This window comes from Bradyrhizobium sp. 930_D9_N1_4, from assembly GCF_052076015.1.
In the GTDB taxonomy this organism is placed as follows: Bacteria; Pseudomonadota; Alphaproteobacteria; order Rhizobiales; family Xanthobacteraceae; genus Bradyrhizobium.
This window is the reverse complement of sequence record NZ_CP197236.1, coordinates 5,012,005-5,026,380: the sequence shown is the minus strand read 5'-3', so window position 1 is coordinate 5,026,380 and position 14,376 is coordinate 5,012,005. Positions and strand designations below refer to the sequence as shown.

Genomic DNA, 14,376 nt, shown 5'->3' with positions numbered 1-14,376 from the left:
GCTTATTTACGGAGCAGACGGATCACGCGTCGCGCGGCTTCGTGCGCAACGTTGAGGCCAACCAGCGCTCCGTGAATGAGCGCCACGACCGGATCGTGCCGCCGCAGCGGGATCAGCACGTCACCAATCGCAAAGCGTTCCCGCCAGATCGGGTTGATCATGGGGTGGTCGGCGCTCGCCGTGGAATCCGCACTGGAAATGGCGGGATCGGCGCAGAGATGCCGCGTAAGGTCGAGCGTGAGCTGCACGCCCGGCGAATATCTTGCAAAGCGCTCGTCGATGCCGAGCTTGAAGAAGAACGCGCGGTCCTGATGCCGCAGCACGATGCCGGCGGCGACCGGGGTCGTGCCGGCGCGAAGCGTGATGATCTCGCATTGCGCAGTTTCGGCAAGTGCCGGGATGGCGCGGCGGATGAAGGTCGCATCGCCGGCATGCTGCAGCAGCGCGGTGCCGCGTTTGCCTTTCCAGCCGCTGGCTTCGAGCTGCAGGAATGTTTCAAGCGCTGGCGTGATTTCCTCGGGCTTGCGCGCGACGTCGAACACGACGGGGCCGTGCTCTTCGAGACGATGGCGCTGGCGGCGCAGTTCCTTGAGCTTCTTGGTGCCGAGTGCGTCGCGCAGCAGCGTCTCGCTATCCTGCGTCGCGTCGAGGCTGGCGCGGATGTAGGAAGAAAGCACGCGCGGCTTCAGGCCGTCCCGATCGAGAACCTGCTTGAGCGCATTCATCGCGGCGCCGTCGAGCGCAACATCGTTGAGCACGAGTGCGTGCGCGCCGGCCTCACGTGCCTGTCGCAACAGACTCGCGGCCGCCTCGACCGTGGCATCGCGGTCGATCAGCGGGCTGCACAATGTGCCATAGGGATGCGCGCTCACCAGCGCGGGCAGGGGGATCTTCCAGGCGCGCCGGAGCGAGGTCACCGGCATCAAGCCGATCAGCCGTTTCGACGATCCGTCGAATGCGGCAAGCGCCGAGGCATCGGTGCGGCCGCGCGCGGTTGCGCTGACGGCGAGCGCCCAGCCCGGCAGGTAATATCCGTTCGGCTCGACCGCGCGCTGCGCCAGCGCGCGCCATTGACCGGATTCGATGGATTTGAGCGGGACGAGCGCAGGCGCGGCCACGGCATGCCTTGCCGATGCCGGCTTGATCGCCGCCTGCTGCGCGATGTCGACCACGTCCGTTCCCCGTTCAGGAGGCCATGCTTAGCGCAAAGACTGGAAAAATACCGTTGGGACGCCACTTCAATTCGAGTGGTAATATTAACGTTTCATTAGGCATGCGGGCCGCAGGCGGCCGGATGCGGGATGGATAGGCGAGAATGGCTCTCGCTCCGGAGGGATCACAATGACCGCCACATCTTTCACGCCGATTGCGTCGCTGCTGGGTGGCGCGTTGATCGGTCTGTCCGCCGTGCTCCTGATGTGGGCGACGGGACGGATCGCCGGGGTCAGCGGTATCGCATCGCGGCTGTTCCCGCCTTATGAGGACCGCGAGTTCGCCGGCCGGCTCGCATTCGTCGCAGGCCTCATTGCTGCGCCCGTTCTGGTGCGCATCGTCACCGGAAGCTTGCCGGTGCAGACGATCGCGGCAGGAATCCCGGTACTGGTTGTCGCCGGATTGCTCACGGGCTTCGGTGCGGTGTGGGGCAGCGGCTGCACGTCCGGCCATGGCGTCTGCGGTCTGTCGCGACTGTCGGTGCGCTCACTGGTTGCCACCGGCACTTTCATGGCGACGGGCGTCATGACGGTCTTCGTGATGCGGCACTGGAGCTAAGGGCGATGACAATCCTCATTCAATTCGCGATCGGCCTGATCTTCGGCATCGGCCTCATCATCTCCGGCATGTCGAACCCGGCAAAGGTGCTGAATTTTCTGGATGTCGGCGGCATCCCGGCAGGCACATGGGATGCGAGCCTTGCCTTCGTGATGGCGGGCGCTGTCGCAGTGACTTTCATCGGCTTCAGCCGTGTCCTGAAGCTCACGCGACCGGTCTTCGCCGAACGCTTTTACGTTCCGACGCGAAGGGACATTGATCCAAGGATCATTGTCGGGCCCGCGATCTTCGGCGTCGGCTGGGGATTGGCTGGCTTTTGTCCGGGAGCGGCACTCACCGCGCTCGGATTCGGTTCGGTCTCCGCCTTCATCTTCATCGCGGCGATGTGCGCCGGCATGGTGCTGGCGCGCTTCATCGCGAACCTGCCGTCATCGACGCGCATCGTCACGCCGGCCGATCCGCTCGAAACCTGACAAGAATGGGGCCGGACGAGTTGTCTCGTCCGGCCCCACCTCTCATGCTCTCATCGACTACCAGCGGTCGCCGCCGACACCGACGCCCACGCTGACGCCTGGCGCGCGAATGCCGACGCCGCCACGCGGACCGTCGTCCCAATCGCGATAGCTGCGGCGCTCGTAATAGCGCTCGCGCGGCATCGAGTTATAGGAGTCGCGAACGACGACGCGGGCGCCGCCACGGCTGCGATAGCAGTTGCCGGCATCGTCGCAGACGAGCCGGACCTGCTGAACGAGTTCGGGGTTGGTGTATTCGCTGGTCGTGTAAACGTCGGCAGCCTTTGCGCCGCTCGCCGCAGCGAGGGCCCCGACGCCAGCCAGCAATGCAATCGTAAACGTCCTCATCGTGTCCTCCTCCAAAACTGCCCTTGGCGGTAACAAGAATGGGAGGCGTCGATCGTTCCGGTCGATTGGCAGGTTTTTCCTGGAACCCGATCGCGTGTCGATGCGATTGTTCCTAGATCGGCTCGTAGCTTTCCGATCCGCAGATGTCGTCCGCCTCCGAGCGGCGGCGATCGACCACCTTTCCGCCTGATATCGTCACGATGTAGATTTGGGTGCCGAGCGTAGAGCCGGTGGCCGAAGTGAGCTGCGCGCGGACGCAGGCTGTCCAGCCCGGTCCTCGCACCTCGCGATGGGGCGGGGCGACGTGCACCTCGCGCGGATAGGACGTGTTCAGGAAGACGATGTTGATCTGCTCGCGCACCACGCGCTTGACGTCGGGAGCCGGCTCGGCCGGCGGCGGCTCGGCTTCTTTCAGGCGCATGAACTCCGGCACCGGCGCGCGGCTGTCGGCAAAGCCGCAGGCGCTGAGTGCGAGGGCGCTGGCTATCAGCGCCGCATGAGCAACAATCCGCAACATCCGTGAAGGTCCCCTGCGGGCCAACAGATAGGCAGGAATGCGATCCGGCGGAGTCCCGGGCGATCAAGATTTGCTGAAGGCAAGGCCTCTTGAGGGCCCGGTGCCCGCGGCATTTGCTATTACGGGAATGCAGGCTAATTTGTACCCCAGACGAGGGGGATTGCACCAATGAGGATTTTGGTCATAGCAGCCGCAGTGCTGGTGCTGACGGCTGCCTCGGCCGAGGCACAGGGGCGTGGCAGGGGCCAGCAGAATGAACCCGGCGGCCAGCAGAAGACGGATAACAAGCCCAAGGTCGACGAGAAGGCCTACAAGGCGGCGCTGGAGCGCATTCCTGAACCCAAGGAAAAATACGACCCGTGGAGTGGTGCCCGGCCGGCCGAGCCTGCCAAGAAGACGAAATAAGCGGGACGGGTATTCGGTTGCCCCCTGATGCTCCTTCCCGAGTTGCCCCGGCCCATGCATCGCCTGGGATCGCCTGGGCGGCGGATGCCGGCGGCTCGCGCTTCTCGCCATTGCGAGGGATCACGCCCGACAATGTCGGCAGTCGGGTCCGGGCCTTCGAATTCCACGCCGGAGATTTCGCCGCGCGTCCGCCCGAATTGATGCGGCGGACCAAATTCCAGGCGACGCCGCTTTCGTCGACGACAGCCCGATCTCTGCTCATCCTTCAACGAGGAATTTCAATCGCCGCGCCAAGCGGCGTAGTGCGCGCATTTGATGTGCGCGCCGGTCAAGCGCGCTGGACCATTGAGCCGTTCATTCGATCGCACCCGCGATCATCGCGCTTGTGATCGCAGGCCTGCGCTGGCGTCACCATCGTCGTCGCTGGCGATCATCAATCGGACATCGCGCGATCGATGCGAACGATCATTCACACGATATGTACTACTGTACGAAAGCGAGGCCGATACGCCTGTCGCTGCGCCAGACAGCGCGACAATTCCGCACGAAATTGTCGCGCGTGATCGCAAGCGTGAACGATTGCGGTAATGTGACGGGCGAATCGAGATCGATCGCGGCGCCGCCTGCCGACATGTTGCGCACGGTGCACGCTACACCCCTGTTTTCAAAGGTGATCGTGCCACCCTTGAAAACACGGTGACGCTGCGCTGCGCGTTTCTCGATCATCGGCATTAATCCATAATGGCGATTGTAAAGTAGTGCGTAGAAATTACGTTGAAATAAACTCAATACTGGCGCTACTTGCACCGCGCTTCATATTTCGTTTACGACGTTGGAGCGGCGAGTCACTCTGCCGAGTTTAGCCCACAAGCCTTTCATTCATGGCGTTTCGCGCCGATGGAGATTTCCGATGAAGACCACGCTATCGCTTCTGTTCGCCGCAGCGTTCGCGCTGTCGTCGATGCCCGCTCACGCCGTCAAGTGGGACCTCTCGACCATGAGCTGCAAGCAGTTCCTCGAGAGCGGCGAAGACAACATCCAGGTCGTGCTGACCTGGATGGACGGCTGGTACAAGGGCGATGAGGATAACGCGATCATCGATACCGACGTGTTCATCGAGAACGCAAAGAAGTTCGGTGCCTATTGCGGAAAGAATCCGACCGCCAGCATCGTCACCGCGGCCGACGAAGTGCTCGGCAAGTAATTTCTGGAGCGGGCCGATTGAAGCGCGGATGCACGCGCTTCGATCTCTCGCCGCGATGCGAGCGTGATTGAGAGCCGCCGTGCGCCTTGCGCTCACGCGGCTCTCTTCTTTTTGGATGATGCTCAGCCCGGCAGCATCGCAAATGCGCTCGACACCATCGCGACCTGCTTGTTGTCGGTGGCCGAGAGCAGCGTGACCCGGCCAAAGCTCATGGTGCGTCCGAGCCGCACCACCTTCGCATCCGCCAGCACGTCCGAGGAGGAGACCGCGCGCATGAAATGCGTGGTCTGGTCGACCGTCGTCATCGGACGATAGCCGCGGTTGGCGGCGAGGTTTGCGATCACCATCGCGGTGTCGGCAAGCGCCATCAGCGCCTGGCCGCACACCACGCCACCGTTGCGGCAGAGCCGTTCCGAGAACGGCATGCGCAGCAGCGCGCCTGGCTGCCAGTCCGGAACGGCCGCAGGCGCGACGTGGTCGATGCGCTCGACCGAAAGATTGAGATCCTGGACCCAGGGCGCGAACACCTCGCCGAGGATGCGTCGGGCGTCGTCGATGCCGAACTCGGCTTCTGGCTGCGATGGCATTGCTGTCGTTCCCTCCATTGTTGCCGGATGTTTCGGCCATCTTGCGCGGATTGGCGCGGCAAAGTCACCCGGTCTTGCGCCAGCCGGTCGGCTTGAAAATGCCCGACTTCGCCCGATATGATGGCTTGCTTGGGAGCGGGTGGACGATGTTGCGTCGGTGTGTCCTCGTGGTTTCGCTGGTGGCGCTTGGCTTGGTGCTGAACGGCTGCACCCGCTGCGGCCCGATCTGGGACGACTGGCTGCACGCGCCGAAATCGTGCAGATCGGACCGGCTCTAGGCGCGGCATTCGGCCCGGAGCGGGCTGTTGACAGGCGGGCCGTTGAGAGAAATGACAAGGCGCGGTTGATCCGCCCTTCTGTGGAAGACCAAGGAGTACATGATGAAGCTTTTCCGTATGGCGGCGGTGGCGCTGGCTGTGCTGGCGGGACCGGCCTACGCGCAAATGCCCAATCTCAATTTGCTGCAGGACGGCCCGAGCAAGACCCCGGAAGAGAAGGCCGCCGACGCCGAGCGCGAAAGGGCCTATAAGGAAACGCTGAAGAAGATTCCGGACTCCAAGGCCTCCAACGATCCCTGGGGCGGGATGCGTTCCGACCCACCGAAGCAGCCGGCTGCGCCGAAGGCCTCCGCTGCGACCACAGCGCCCAAGAAGAAGTCCGGCACGTCGGCCAACTGAGCGTTCGCCCGCTTCGAAGTGACAGACGCCTCCGGACGGGACTCCCCTTCGTTCGGCCGCTTCCTACATCTCGCTGATGCGTATTGCGTCGAGGAGGACAGGCATGGCCGATCGTCCGCGGGATCTCGCCGAACGAATGGCGCGCCGGCGCGGGTTGGGCGGCAAGCCCGGCCAAAGCAGCGGTGACGGTTATCTGCGCGAGAGTTTCACGCTGCCGCGTGCGGCCGCGCGGGCGAGGGCAGAGGCGTTCTTCGCCCGCTATCCCAAGGCCGGCTACATGAGCGTGGTCGAGACCTGGCGCGAGCTGCCCGGCGGCGACATCGAGTTCACCATGCGGCGGCTGCCCAGCGCGGACTAGTCATCCAGCCTATTCGAAGCTTTCCGCGACGATGCGGATCCGGAACAACGGTTCTTTGGTCTCGTCCAGCAGCTCCATGTGCCATTCGGAATTTTCGTGGAGCTTGCGGGCGATGCCGGCGGCCATGTCGGCGCAGACGCGGGTCATTTCCTTCCAGGCGGCATTGCGATTGGCGAATTCCGTCGCCTGGTCCGCGCAGCCGGAATGACGGCCGTTCCGGGTTCGAAAGAAGTAGAGCGGCATGGCTGGCACCGGTCGCGTGAAAGCCCTGCCTCCCGGGCCGTGGGCGCGCGCAGTGCAATCCCAAACCTGGGACAGATCAATTCCGGGCCGCTACGGACGCCACCGCGGACGGTGTCGTGGCGCCGTCACGCCGTCTTGCGCCCGATCGCCTTCAGCTCCCGATCGATGCGCAGCTGCACCCGCCGGATCGCGAGCAGATCGATCTTGGTCTCGGTCTTGCCGGACCTGATCTCCTCGCCGATGCGGAACTGCCACTGCCAGATTCCCGGGATCGCCGTCTTGGCAACGGTGTACTCAACGCCCCTGTGATTCATGGTCGCCTCCACGATTCACTGTCCATGATTGTGAACATGTAAGCCGTCTCGATATTCCGGCGACAAGCAAAATTTGCCGGTAAGTCTTGGATAGCTCACGGAAATCTCGAAATCGCGCACGGTCCGAAACAAACGAAGACAATTTCCGAAAGGCATGCTCGGAATCCGGCAAGGCAGGGGCGATCCGCCTGGTCTCGCCGCCGCAACGCACATGCGAAGGAACTCTGTTCATGGTCGGAGAACCACGGACGGTGCGGTAGCAGCCGCGGACCATCGGCGGGTCCGAAGTTCCATCGCGCAGGCTGTGGAGCCCGAAACCACAGGCGCGGTTGCCGCCGCGTCCATTCGAAGCGAACAGGAGTGTTCGACTCTTTTCCACTTTTGCGTGTCATGCATCTATGCTCTGCTCGTGAATGACGGTTCAAACCCAACGTCGCGAAGGGGAAGGCGTGAACTGGCTGAGACATCTTGCGCTGCGCTGGTGGGCACGGAATTTCTCGTTGGCCTGTCCTCATTGCCAGCATCCTGCCTCGTCGCCGACGTTCCGGCGCGGGCGTTTCATGCTGGGTGACGAGACGCTGTCTTGCGAGGCGTGCGGGGAGACCAGCGTCGTCACGTTCTGGCGATTCGAAGGACTGTCGGGCCGGTCCGATTGCACCGCAGCGATGGCGCGCGCGCCGCTGTCCGACCAGCGGCACTGATCCTGCACGGGTGATGCGATCGGGCGCCCGAAGCCCGCGGTGATGCCGGCTCTGGCATGTGCCTTGCTCGGCACGCCATGTTCAACAACATGGGCGCGCGTCATGCTCGGCATTCCCCGCCGCTACTCTCATTTCGTCTTCGGCGTCATCCAGTCCGGTCTGACCTCGCTGATCGCGGCGGGCATCGCCAGCTTTCCCGCCGTCAGTGCGACCATCTTCTTCGAGCACTGGATGCTGTCGTGGCTGATCGCGTGGGCCGCGATGCTGCCGATCGTGCTGCTGGCTGCGCCCGCGATCCGTGCCTTCTCGCTGCGGCTGACGCGGGAGGAGGGGGCCGCGTGAGTACCGGCCGGCAGGCACGGAAAAAAACCCGCTTGGGGAGAGCCAAGCGGGTGGAAGGTTATTGGAGGCTGAGGTGCTGGGCTGCAACACCATAGCCAGACGACCCTAGCCGGTTGAGCTTACGACAGTCTGACAGGGGCGCAGATTGGCCCGGCCTGCGGACCTGAAACGAGAAAACCCCGCTCGGGGAAGAGCGGGGTCCTCGGCTGGGTATGGAGGCCCGGTGTTGGTCCACCGGGCAAAACCAGATTAGGAGACCAGGCTTACGGGCGCCTGACGGCAGCATCGAAAACCGCGCGTCGGGAGGCCGCAGACTGGCCCAGCACCGGTCCCAATTTTGCCATCCGATCGCACAACTGGAGCCACACCTGTCGGCGAGATTCCACCTGTCCGGCGAAGCCATGGGGGAACGTGGCGCGCCGGCAACGGGGTGGCATCATGGACAACGTAGAGCGGTCATTCGCCGCCGCGACCGCGGCTGGCTTCGTCGTGCTGGTCATCGGCATCGTGCTGCTGGCGCTGATGTAGCGCGGTGAGGGCGGCCACGCGCGGCCGTGTCCTCAAACAAAACGTTGAAAACAACCCCATGCACAGTAGGCGGTTGGGACGTCTCTCTGCCTTATCAATGGCTTAGATGTGGTATCCAGACACCATGTCGCACGAAATCCACCTTGGGGACGCATCCCGATGGCGGCTCGTTCCGGCGCTTGCCCCTCGCGGTCTAATGGACCTTGATCTCGCCTAAGGGAAGGCGGAGCGCGGCGGCGCGCTCTTCGCGATCCTTCCTGCGAAACTCGTTTTCCTTCCGCTCGAACTTCACCATCTCCTCCCGCGCGGCCTCCAGCAGGTGATTGCGCCTGGCGGCAACGTGATGCGTATTTTCCGTCATGACAGAGATCCCCAACTGAAGCGGCGCCGGCTCCGGACAAAGCCGCTCATCGCGGAAAAGTTCGAAGCCGCAGCATTGCGGAATTCTGACGGCACGCGCGATGCACGTCTTTGATGCGCGTCAGCGCCGAGGAGAATCAGGGCAGCGGCGGAGCAGGATTTCGAGTCCGCACGCGAGCAGACCGGATCCTCTCGTCATCACCATGTTGAAGGCGATCACCCGGACGGCAGGGTCCTCAAATGACGGAGGCCGCCATTCCAGGCGGCCTCTCGTCGTTTCGAACGGCCTCCGCGTCAGTGGCAGGGCTTGCCCAGCATCTGCGCGTAGCGGCTGTGACAGCCGTCGTGCAGCTGCCACCTCTTCGTGATCTTGACGCCGGCTTTCGGCGCGCTTGATGACATCGGACCGCATGCCGCGTCTGCCGGCACCGAGCCGGCGAAGACAGCCAGCACCAGCGCGATCCTGACAATCGACTTCATGTCTCCTCCAGAGGTTGTTCGAATGATACGTCTCGTAGCGCTACGAGAACAAGCGTTACCAGTTGTAGCATTGAAATGCAAGCTCCGCTTGGAACGAGCAATCGGCGCGTCCCGCCGCTGGGGCGGAATTTGCCGTCATCCGGCACTGGCCTGAATGATCCACTCTGAAAACACAGGCCAACGACGTGACGTTACCCAACACCAAAACCGGCCTTGCATGGGGAGCCAATCGGGGACGGGGTCTCAATTCCCGGCAGTATCGATTACCATCTCCACGAGCTTTGCCATCTTTTCGCGCGTAAGGTCGCCGGAGTTGGAGATGTATGGTTCGACGTCCGGCGCATAGACGAACGGAACACCTTTGGAAGTACCGCTGTCACCAATCCTCGTTACAACGATGTTTCCGAACGCAGTCGTGATAGTCGTGGGTGCGCCGTCGCCGATCTTGAAAGATACACCGACCGGGCGATGATCGTTGAGTTCGATCTGCGGCGCGAACGAGAACTGTTCCGCGCCCATGTGCTGCTTCAGTTCAGCCAGGAATGGCAAGACGTGTCGCTCCAAGGCCACTTTACAATGCTCGACATCAGCGTGGCGTTTCCCGGAATTATCGGCAGCGATTCCAATTTGTCTGTCTCTTTCCGCAGCGGCGGAGGCGGTTTTGTTTCTGAATTTCGCAGCGAGTTCCTCGGCGTTCATTCTTAATTCCTTGAGGCCTTTATGACCAAGTAGACAATATCTGCCACGACTGTGTTTTCTTGGCGGCTGGTCCCGCTGTGGTTGTGTCTGCCAGCCGACCTATTTGTCAGTGAAGAATGTCAACAGCACCTTCCCCTTTTCGCCAATCAGGCACAGAAACGTTCTTCGCGTATCGTTCTTCCCTTTGTCCAGATAGGCGTCACCGATGACGATTGTCTTGATCGGAGTATCCTCGACCTTCGTGTTTGCCTTCGCAACCGTCATGCCATCAACATCGAACGTTATATCTTTAACTGCCGGGTTGCGTTCCCGAAGAGCCAGCAATCCTGTTGTTCGGCATGCTTCCAACTCGGGATTTGGAGTCTGCGCCAATGCAGGTTCGACGCAGGCGCAAACCACGATCATCGCAAGCGCATGACGTAAACGTTGAACGTTCATTTTGGGCTCCAAACTGAAAGCCCGCGCGGCAAAACCGAACGGCCATCATATCGCGCTGAAGTGCAGGGGCTGCAGTGTGAACAATCGAATGCAGCGCGACTTGTTCCTCGCGAGTTTGACACACCGGGCTGGCAGCTCGCGGTTGAGCGCATTTGGCTGCAACTACACCTGGGCGGCATTTTGTGCGACTGCAGTCCGCTGGGGAGAATCGGAAGCAAAATCAACTTTCTTGAGGGGACCACTCGCTTGTCGGCGCGTTGACCTCAACCCCGCAGATCGAAGGATGCTGATGTTTAATCGACGGTGGATCTTTGTACTCCTGATCGTGGCGCTCACCGTGTCAGTAGGGGCAAGCGCCCGATATTACTTCAGCAAGTGCCATGGCATGGACGCGTGCGCAGCCGCCGAGGCCGAAAGCCACGAGCGAGACAAGCCAACCGAGCCCCAGTAGTGCGGGTCCTCTGGGAGAGTTCGATGCATGTTGCGATAGCGCTTGTTCTTGGCGTGCTGTTATTTGCCGCTTTTATGGTCGGCCTCTTTTGGGCGCTGGTCGTTATGGTTCCTTTCTATGCCTGCGTGGGGCTAGCGATTTACTTCGTATGGAAGAGTGCGCGAACGCAAGCCAACGTGACGGCAACTCTGCAGCGTGAAGCCGAGAGACAAAGATCATTCAACGAGCAGGAAATGCGAGCTTGGAATGCGTCAATCGAAAAGAACCGGCGCAACGCAACAAAGCGCGAGCGAGCTTTGCGACGATTTGACCAGACCAGAGACGCCCCGCAGAACGCAACGAGCCCTCCGTGAACCGTCCAGCCGTCCTTGTCGAACACTGTCTTGAAGCCCTCGACATTGTCGCAAACGGTGCATCACCCTTTATCCCAGGGAGGCCAAAGGCGACGGCCCGGCTGAACTCGATCAGGAAGCCAGATCAGGACACACGGTGTTGCCGAACCTCTCCAGGATTCAAGTTCAACGCTGCAGCATCATCGGCGCTAAGTTCGCGTTGTATCAGGCTGGCGCTCCAACCCTCGGGAATGACGTCCAGTACGCGGTCAACGGCTTCGTCACGACCGGTTGCTGCGAGCCAAATTTGCCGCTCGCCGCTGTCAGTCATCACACGAACCAAATGAACTCGCTGCATTATCTTACAAGCGCGGGCCCAAGCTTAGGTTTCATCGCTAGAGAAGAGAGGCAGCGGCCAATGAGCCGCCTCGCGGCGACCTTACTCTGCGGTTTTGCGACCTGAAGCGGTCGCGGCGCTTCGCATCGCTCGCTTCCCTTTGCCTTCAGCGTGAACAGGAACGGCGCATTGATCTTCTCGATGAATTTGCGGCCATCCTTAGTCGGTTCGATGCCAGCGGCAATCTCGATCCACTTGCGCGCGGCGACTTCGGGATTGGCGTAGGGGCGCGGCACTTGGGGCCTGAAGGAATGGTACCCGAATAGAAGCTTTAAGGTGAAGGACGACGAAAAGAAGGACGACAAGAAGCCCCAAAAAGAGCCCGGGAAAGCCGGGCTTGATGCCGCCCTGGAATAAGAAAGAGGCCGCCCACTGAGGGCGGCCTTACTCTGTCGGAGGAATGGGGGTTGCGTTCAGCAGATTGGAAATGGCTGTCACCAACTGTGCCGGCGCAAATGGCTTGGCGAGGAGAAGGCTATTGGGAACCCCGTGTACCGGCCATTGGTTGGCGCTGCCCCCTGACATGTAGACAACGGGGAAATTAGGGTCGATGGCTCTGGCGCATCTTGCTACCTCCCAGCCGTCCACGGTGCCGGCCAAGTTAATGTCGGTGACGAGCGCGCGATATTTGCTGTTGGTGCCCTGTAGCAATGTAACGGCTTCCTCGCCTGAGGCTGCGACCTCCGCTTCAAAGCCGCCGTCAACAAGAGCGTCTTCAACGATTGCCCAAATCAGTTGTTCGTCTTCCACGACGAGAATCGCAAGCGATAGCTGTTCTGACACAAAAAATGCTCCCCCCGGCAGCCCTTGACCCGACGCGGAGCAAGCAAAAAGGTTCCAATGCGCCAAAGTGAACTTAGGCCGCTGCGAAAATCAAAAGCCACCAGGGGGTGAAAGGCCCACTCGTCGCCGTAAAGAACATATTGCGAACAGAGAACATATAGGGTACATTGTTTTTATCGACGAGCCGCCCTGCCAATCGTTTGTCCCGCACCCGAATCCTCGCCATAAGGAGCACGACCCAATGTCCACCTCTGCCCTGCGTATCGTCGAAGGATCTTCCATGGACAAGAGTAAAGCCCTGGCCGCCGCGCTCTCCCAGATCGAGCGCCAGTTCGGCAAGGGCTCGGTGATGAAGCTCGGCAAGAACGACCGCTCGATGGATGTCGAGGCGGTCTCGTCGGGCTCGCTGGGGCTTGATATCGCGCTCGGGATCGGCGGCCTGCCAAAGGGGCGCGTCGTGGAAATCTACGGGCCGGAATCCTCGGGCAAGACCACGCTGGCGCTGCACACGGTGGCGGAAGCGCAGAAGAAGGGCGGCATCTGCGCCTTCATCGACGCCGAGCATGCGCTCGACCCGGTCTATGCCCGCAAGCTGGGCGTCAACATCGACGAACTCCTGATCTCGCAGCCCGACACCGGCGAGCAGGCGCTGGAAATCTGCGACACGCTGGTGCGTTCGGGGGCGGTCGACGTTCTGGTGGTCGATTCGGTCGCGGCGCTGGTGCCGAAGGCCGAGCTCGAAGGCGAAATGGGCGATGCGCTGCCGGGCCTCCAGGCCCGTCTGATGAGTCAGGCGCTGCGCAAGCTGACGGCCTCGATCAACAAGTCCAATACCATGGTGATCTTCATCAACCAGATCCGCATGAAGATCGGTGTGATGTACGGCTCGCCGGAAACCACGACCGGCGGCAACGCGCTGAAGTTCTACGCCTCCGTCCGCCTCGACATCCGCCGCATCGGCGCGATCAAGGAGCGCGACGAAGTGGTCGGCAACACCACCCGCGTCAAGGTGGTGAAGAACAAGCTGGCGCCGCCCTTCAAGCAGGTCGAGTTCGACATCATGTACGGCGAGGGCGTCTCCAAGATGGGCGAGATCCTCGATCTCGGTGTCAAAGCCGGCATCGTCGAGAAATCCGGCGCCTGGTTCTCCTATGACAGCCAGCGCCTCGGCCAGGGCCGCGAGAACTCGAAAGCGTTCCTGAAGGCCAACCCCGACATCACCGCCAAGATCGAGACCTCGATCCGCCAGAACTCCGGCCTGATCTCCGAGCAGATTCTGGCCGGCACGCCCGAGAGCGACGCCGACGGTGAGGAGCCGGGGGACGAGTAAACTTTAACGCGAAGAGTTTTTCGCGAGGAGCGGGCGCTGAGGACGTTGAGTTGCCGACGTCGTCAGTGCCCGTTTCGTTTTGGGGTACAAGGGATATCGGATCAGTTGTTGAGCCCGGGATCGTTGTGAGTTTGAATCAATCCGCGGTCATTGCCGCTCGCCGGATCATTATTGAGGCGGCGAAAAGCATACTTTCTGGAGGCGTGTCTCCGATAGAAGGTGCCAGAGCAATCGCAAGGCACAGCTTCGAGGCCCGTCTTGAAGACGATTCCGATATCTTGCCCTTCGTTGGAATTGCTTCGGAGACCGAGGCCTTGCCGCTGGGACGCGAAAGGGGGCGCTGGCAAGCGAGCGCGCCCGCGGAACTCCAGGGAAAGATCGATGAATCCCAAGCCTGGGCACTCACGCTCGCAGGCACCCATTGCCAGAGCCTTGTGGCTCGGTCGGGAAGCCTGATGCTTTGGCCTGACGACTAGTGCCGTAGGGTGGGCAAAGGCGCGCAAGCGCCGTGCCCACGATCTGTCACGTCATGCAAAGGTGGTGGGCACGCTTCCGCCTTCGCTCTGCGAGCTTCGGCGGACAAGTCGCTTTGCCCACCCT

General features: G+C 61.8%; 23 protein-coding genes. 9 read left to right on the top strand and 14 right to left on the bottom strand.

Annotated elements, in window-relative coordinates; all coding sequences use genetic code 11:
* Nucleotides 1-2: 2 nt before the first annotated feature.
* Nucleotides 3-1,172 carry a GNAT family N-acetyltransferase gene (locus AB7532_RS24005; RefSeq protein WP_441237163.1) on the bottom strand — a complete coding sequence of 390 codons (1,170 nt, stop codon included), beginning with the start codon at nt 1,170-1,172 and terminating at the stop codon, nt 3-5.
* Between the two features lie 169 nt (nt 1,173-1,341).
* Between AB7532_RS24005 and AB7532_RS24000 the strand changes: the two genes are divergently transcribed.
* Entirely contained in the window at nt 1,342-1,770 is a 429-nt protein-coding gene (locus AB7532_RS24000; RefSeq protein ID WP_441237162.1) for a YeeE/YedE family protein, read from the top strand.
* Nucleotides 1,771-1,775: 5 nt separating this feature from the next.
* On the top strand, nt 1,776-2,243 hold the full coding sequence (locus AB7532_RS23995; RefSeq protein ID WP_441237161.1) for a DUF6691 family protein: 468 nt from the start codon (nt 1,776-1,778) through the stop codon (nt 2,241-2,243).
* Between the two features lie 57 nt (nt 2,244-2,300).
* On the opposite strand, the gene AB7532_RS23990 is transcribed toward AB7532_RS23995, so the two are convergent.
* On the bottom strand, nt 2,301-2,630 hold the full coding sequence (locus AB7532_RS23990) for a hypothetical protein (RefSeq protein WP_441237160.1): 330 nt from the start codon (nt 2,628-2,630) through the stop codon (nt 2,301-2,303).
* Between the two features lie 112 nt (nt 2,631-2,742).
* Complete coding sequence (locus tag AB7532_RS23985) at nt 2,743-3,147, bottom strand: hypothetical protein (protein ID WP_441237159.1); 405 nt, start codon at nt 3,145-3,147, stop codon at nt 2,743-2,745.
* A 168-nt stretch (nt 3,148-3,315) separates the two neighbouring features.
* Between AB7532_RS23985 and AB7532_RS23980 the strand changes: the two genes are divergently transcribed.
* Nucleotides 3,316-3,552 (top strand): hypothetical protein, encoded by a 237-nt coding sequence (locus tag AB7532_RS23980; protein ID WP_441237158.1) that lies wholly within the window; start codon nt 3,316-3,318, stop codon nt 3,550-3,552.
* Nucleotides 3,553-4,035: 483 nt separating this feature from the next.
* Here AB7532_RS23980 and AB7532_RS23975 read toward each other — a convergent pair whose 3' ends face one another.
* Nucleotides 4,036-4,278: a PilZ domain-containing protein gene (locus tag AB7532_RS23975; RefSeq protein ID WP_441237157.1), complete on the bottom strand. Its 243-nt coding sequence runs from the start codon at nt 4,276-4,278 to the stop codon at nt 4,036-4,038.
* A gap of 184 nt (nt 4,279-4,462) precedes the next feature.
* Between AB7532_RS23975 and AB7532_RS23970 the strand changes: the two genes are divergently transcribed.
* On the top strand, nt 4,463-4,756 hold the full coding sequence (locus AB7532_RS23970; RefSeq protein WP_441237156.1) for an HdeA family protein: 294 nt from the start codon (nt 4,463-4,465) through the stop codon (nt 4,754-4,756).
* A 122-nt stretch (nt 4,757-4,878) separates the two neighbouring features.
* Here AB7532_RS23970 and AB7532_RS23965 read toward each other — a convergent pair whose 3' ends face one another.
* Complete coding sequence (locus AB7532_RS23965; protein ID WP_441237155.1) at nt 4,879-5,343, bottom strand: PaaI family thioesterase; 465 nt, start codon at nt 5,341-5,343, stop codon at nt 4,879-4,881.
* Nucleotides 5,344-5,723: 380 nt separating this feature from the next.
* On the opposite strand from AB7532_RS23965, the gene AB7532_RS23960 reads away from it, so the two are divergent.
* Together AB7532_RS23960 and AB7532_RS23955 are read left to right on the top strand one after the other, a co-directional pair.
* A complete protein-coding gene (locus tag AB7532_RS23960; RefSeq protein ID WP_441239347.1) occupies nt 5,724-6,020 on the top strand; it encodes a hypothetical protein in 297 nt (98 codons plus the stop codon).
* A gap of 103 nt (nt 6,021-6,123) precedes the next feature.
* Nucleotides 6,124-6,378, top strand: coding sequence for a hypothetical protein (locus tag AB7532_RS23955; RefSeq protein ID WP_441237154.1), 255 nt, complete (start codon nt 6,124-6,126; stop codon nt 6,376-6,378).
* Nucleotides 6,379-6,387: 9 nt separating this feature from the next.
* On the opposite strand, the gene AB7532_RS23950 is transcribed toward AB7532_RS23955, so the two are convergent.
* The 3 genes from AB7532_RS23950 to AB7532_RS23940 form a co-directional block, all read right to left on the bottom strand.
* Nucleotides 6,388-6,621, bottom strand: a complete 234-nt coding sequence (locus AB7532_RS23950) for a DUF6894 family protein (RefSeq protein WP_441237153.1) — start codon at nt 6,619-6,621, stop codon at nt 6,388-6,390.
* Nucleotides 6,622-6,746: 125 nt separating this feature from the next.
* Complete coding sequence (locus tag AB7532_RS23945; RefSeq protein WP_441237152.1) at nt 6,747-6,935, bottom strand: hypothetical protein; 189 nt, start codon at nt 6,933-6,935, stop codon at nt 6,747-6,749.
* Nucleotides 6,936-7,446: 511 nt separating this feature from the next.
* Nucleotides 7,447-7,740, bottom strand: coding sequence for a hypothetical protein (locus AB7532_RS23940; protein ID WP_441237151.1), 294 nt, complete (start codon nt 7,738-7,740; stop codon nt 7,447-7,449).
* On the opposite strand from AB7532_RS23940, the gene AB7532_RS23935 reads away from it, so the two are divergent.
* Nucleotides 7,739-7,978 (top strand): DUF2798 domain-containing protein, encoded by a 240-nt coding sequence (locus AB7532_RS23935; protein ID WP_441237150.1) that lies wholly within the window; start codon nt 7,739-7,741, stop codon nt 7,976-7,978. The genes AB7532_RS23940 and AB7532_RS23935 overlap by 2 nt on opposite strands.
* Before the next feature lie 721 nt (nt 7,979-8,699).
* Here AB7532_RS23935 and AB7532_RS23930 read toward each other — a convergent pair.
* The 4 genes from AB7532_RS23930 to AB7532_RS23915 form a co-directional block, all read right to left on the bottom strand.
* On the bottom strand, nt 8,700-8,867 hold the full coding sequence (locus AB7532_RS23930; protein WP_441237149.1) for a hypothetical protein: 168 nt from the start codon (nt 8,865-8,867) through the stop codon (nt 8,700-8,702).
* A 293-nt stretch (nt 8,868-9,160) separates the two neighbouring features.
* Nucleotides 9,161-9,346, bottom strand: a complete 186-nt coding sequence (locus AB7532_RS23925) for a hypothetical protein (RefSeq protein WP_441237148.1) — start codon at nt 9,344-9,346, stop codon at nt 9,161-9,163.
* Nucleotides 9,347-9,589: 243 nt separating this feature from the next.
* Nucleotides 9,590-10,045: a hypothetical protein gene (locus tag AB7532_RS23920; RefSeq protein ID WP_441237147.1), complete on the bottom strand. Its 456-nt coding sequence runs from the start codon at nt 10,043-10,045 to the stop codon at nt 9,590-9,592.
* 99 nt (nt 10,046-10,144) lie between these two features.
* Nucleotides 10,145-10,483, bottom strand: coding sequence for a hypothetical protein (locus AB7532_RS23915; protein WP_441237146.1), 339 nt, complete (start codon nt 10,481-10,483; stop codon nt 10,145-10,147).
* Between the two features lie 474 nt (nt 10,484-10,957).
* On the opposite strand from AB7532_RS23915, the gene AB7532_RS23910 reads away from it, so the two are divergent.
* Nucleotides 10,958-11,287 (top strand): hypothetical protein, encoded by a 330-nt coding sequence (locus AB7532_RS23910; RefSeq protein ID WP_441237145.1) that lies wholly within the window; start codon nt 10,958-10,960, stop codon nt 11,285-11,287.
* A 336-nt stretch (nt 11,288-11,623) separates the two neighbouring features.
* Here the strand turns inward: AB7532_RS23910 and AB7532_RS23905 are convergent, their stop codons facing one another.
* Nucleotides 11,624-11,899 (bottom strand): hypothetical protein, encoded by a 276-nt coding sequence (locus tag AB7532_RS23905; protein ID WP_441237144.1) that lies wholly within the window; start codon nt 11,897-11,899, stop codon nt 11,624-11,626.
* A gap of 148 nt (nt 11,900-12,047) precedes the next feature.
* Complete coding sequence (locus tag AB7532_RS23900) at nt 12,048-12,446, bottom strand: response regulator transcription factor (RefSeq protein WP_441237143.1); 399 nt, start codon at nt 12,444-12,446, stop codon at nt 12,048-12,050.
* A gap of 241 nt (nt 12,447-12,687) precedes the next feature.
* Between AB7532_RS23900 and recA the strand changes: the two genes are divergently transcribed.
* Complete coding sequence (recA, locus tag AB7532_RS23895) at nt 12,688-13,776, top strand: recombinase RecA (RefSeq protein WP_441237142.1); 1,089 nt, start codon at nt 12,688-12,690, stop codon at nt 13,774-13,776.
* Nucleotides 13,777-14,376: the final 600 nt, after the last annotated feature.

What these genes read in the sequence shown, in the direction of transcription:
- AB7532_RS23930 (WP_441237149.1), bottom strand. Translation starts at nt 8,867, where the DNA reads ATGACGGAAAATACGCATCACGTTGCCGCCAGGCGCAATCACCTGCTG.
- AB7532_RS23940 (WP_441237151.1), bottom strand. Translation starts at nt 7,740, where the DNA reads ATGACGCGCGCCCATGTTGTTGAACATGGCGTGCCGAGCAAGGCACAT.
- AB7532_RS23950 (WP_441237153.1), bottom strand. Translation starts at nt 6,621, where the DNA reads ATGCCGCTCTACTTCTTTCGAACCCGGAACGGCCGTCATTCCGGCTGC.
- AB7532_RS23945 (WP_441237152.1), bottom strand. Translation starts at nt 6,935, where the DNA reads ATGAATCACAGGGGCGTTGAGTACACCGTTGCCAAGACGGCGATCCCG.
- AB7532_RS23960 (WP_441239347.1), top strand. Translation starts at nt 5,724, where the DNA reads ATGAAGCTTTTCCGTATGGCGGCGGTGGCGCTGGCTGTGCTGGCGGGA.
- AB7532_RS23965 (WP_441237155.1), bottom strand. Translation starts at nt 5,343, where the DNA reads ATGCCATCGCAGCCAGAAGCCGAGTTCGGCATCGACGACGCCCGACGC.
- AB7532_RS23980 (WP_441237158.1), top strand. Translation starts at nt 3,316, where the DNA reads ATGAGGATTTTGGTCATAGCAGCCGCAGTGCTGGTGCTGACGGCTGCC.
- AB7532_RS23975 (WP_441237157.1), bottom strand. Translation starts at nt 4,278, where the DNA reads ATGATCGAGAAACGCGCAGCGCAGCGTCACCGTGTTTTCAAGGGTGGC.
- AB7532_RS23910 (WP_441237145.1), top strand. Translation starts at nt 10,958, where the DNA reads ATGCATGTTGCGATAGCGCTTGTTCTTGGCGTGCTGTTATTTGCCGCT.
- recA (WP_441237142.1), top strand. Translation starts at nt 12,688, where the DNA reads ATGTCCACCTCTGCCCTGCGTATCGTCGAAGGATCTTCCATGGACAAG.
- AB7532_RS23920 (WP_441237147.1), bottom strand. Translation starts at nt 10,045, where the DNA reads ATGAACGCCGAGGAACTCGCTGCGAAATTCAGAAACAAAACCGCCTCC.
- AB7532_RS23955 (WP_441237154.1), top strand. Translation starts at nt 6,124, where the DNA reads ATGGCCGATCGTCCGCGGGATCTCGCCGAACGAATGGCGCGCCGGCGC.
- AB7532_RS23985 (WP_441237159.1), bottom strand. Translation starts at nt 3,147, where the DNA reads ATGTTGCGGATTGTTGCTCATGCGGCGCTGATAGCCAGCGCCCTCGCA.
- AB7532_RS23995 (WP_441237161.1), top strand. Translation starts at nt 1,776, where the DNA reads ATGACAATCCTCATTCAATTCGCGATCGGCCTGATCTTCGGCATCGGC.
- AB7532_RS23925 (WP_441237148.1), bottom strand. Translation starts at nt 9,346, where the DNA reads ATGAAGTCGATTGTCAGGATCGCGCTGGTGCTGGCTGTCTTCGCCGGC.
- AB7532_RS23970 (WP_441237156.1), top strand. Translation starts at nt 4,463, where the DNA reads ATGAAGACCACGCTATCGCTTCTGTTCGCCGCAGCGTTCGCGCTGTCG.
- AB7532_RS24000 (WP_441237162.1), top strand. Translation starts at nt 1,342, where the DNA reads ATGACCGCCACATCTTTCACGCCGATTGCGTCGCTGCTGGGTGGCGCG.
- AB7532_RS23990 (WP_441237160.1), bottom strand. Translation starts at nt 2,630, where the DNA reads ATGAGGACGTTTACGATTGCATTGCTGGCTGGCGTCGGGGCCCTCGCT.
- AB7532_RS23915 (WP_441237146.1), bottom strand. Translation starts at nt 10,483, where the DNA reads ATGAACGTTCAACGTTTACGTCATGCGCTTGCGATGATCGTGGTTTGC.
- AB7532_RS23935 (WP_441237150.1), top strand. Translation starts at nt 7,739, where the DNA reads ATGCTCGGCATTCCCCGCCGCTACTCTCATTTCGTCTTCGGCGTCATC.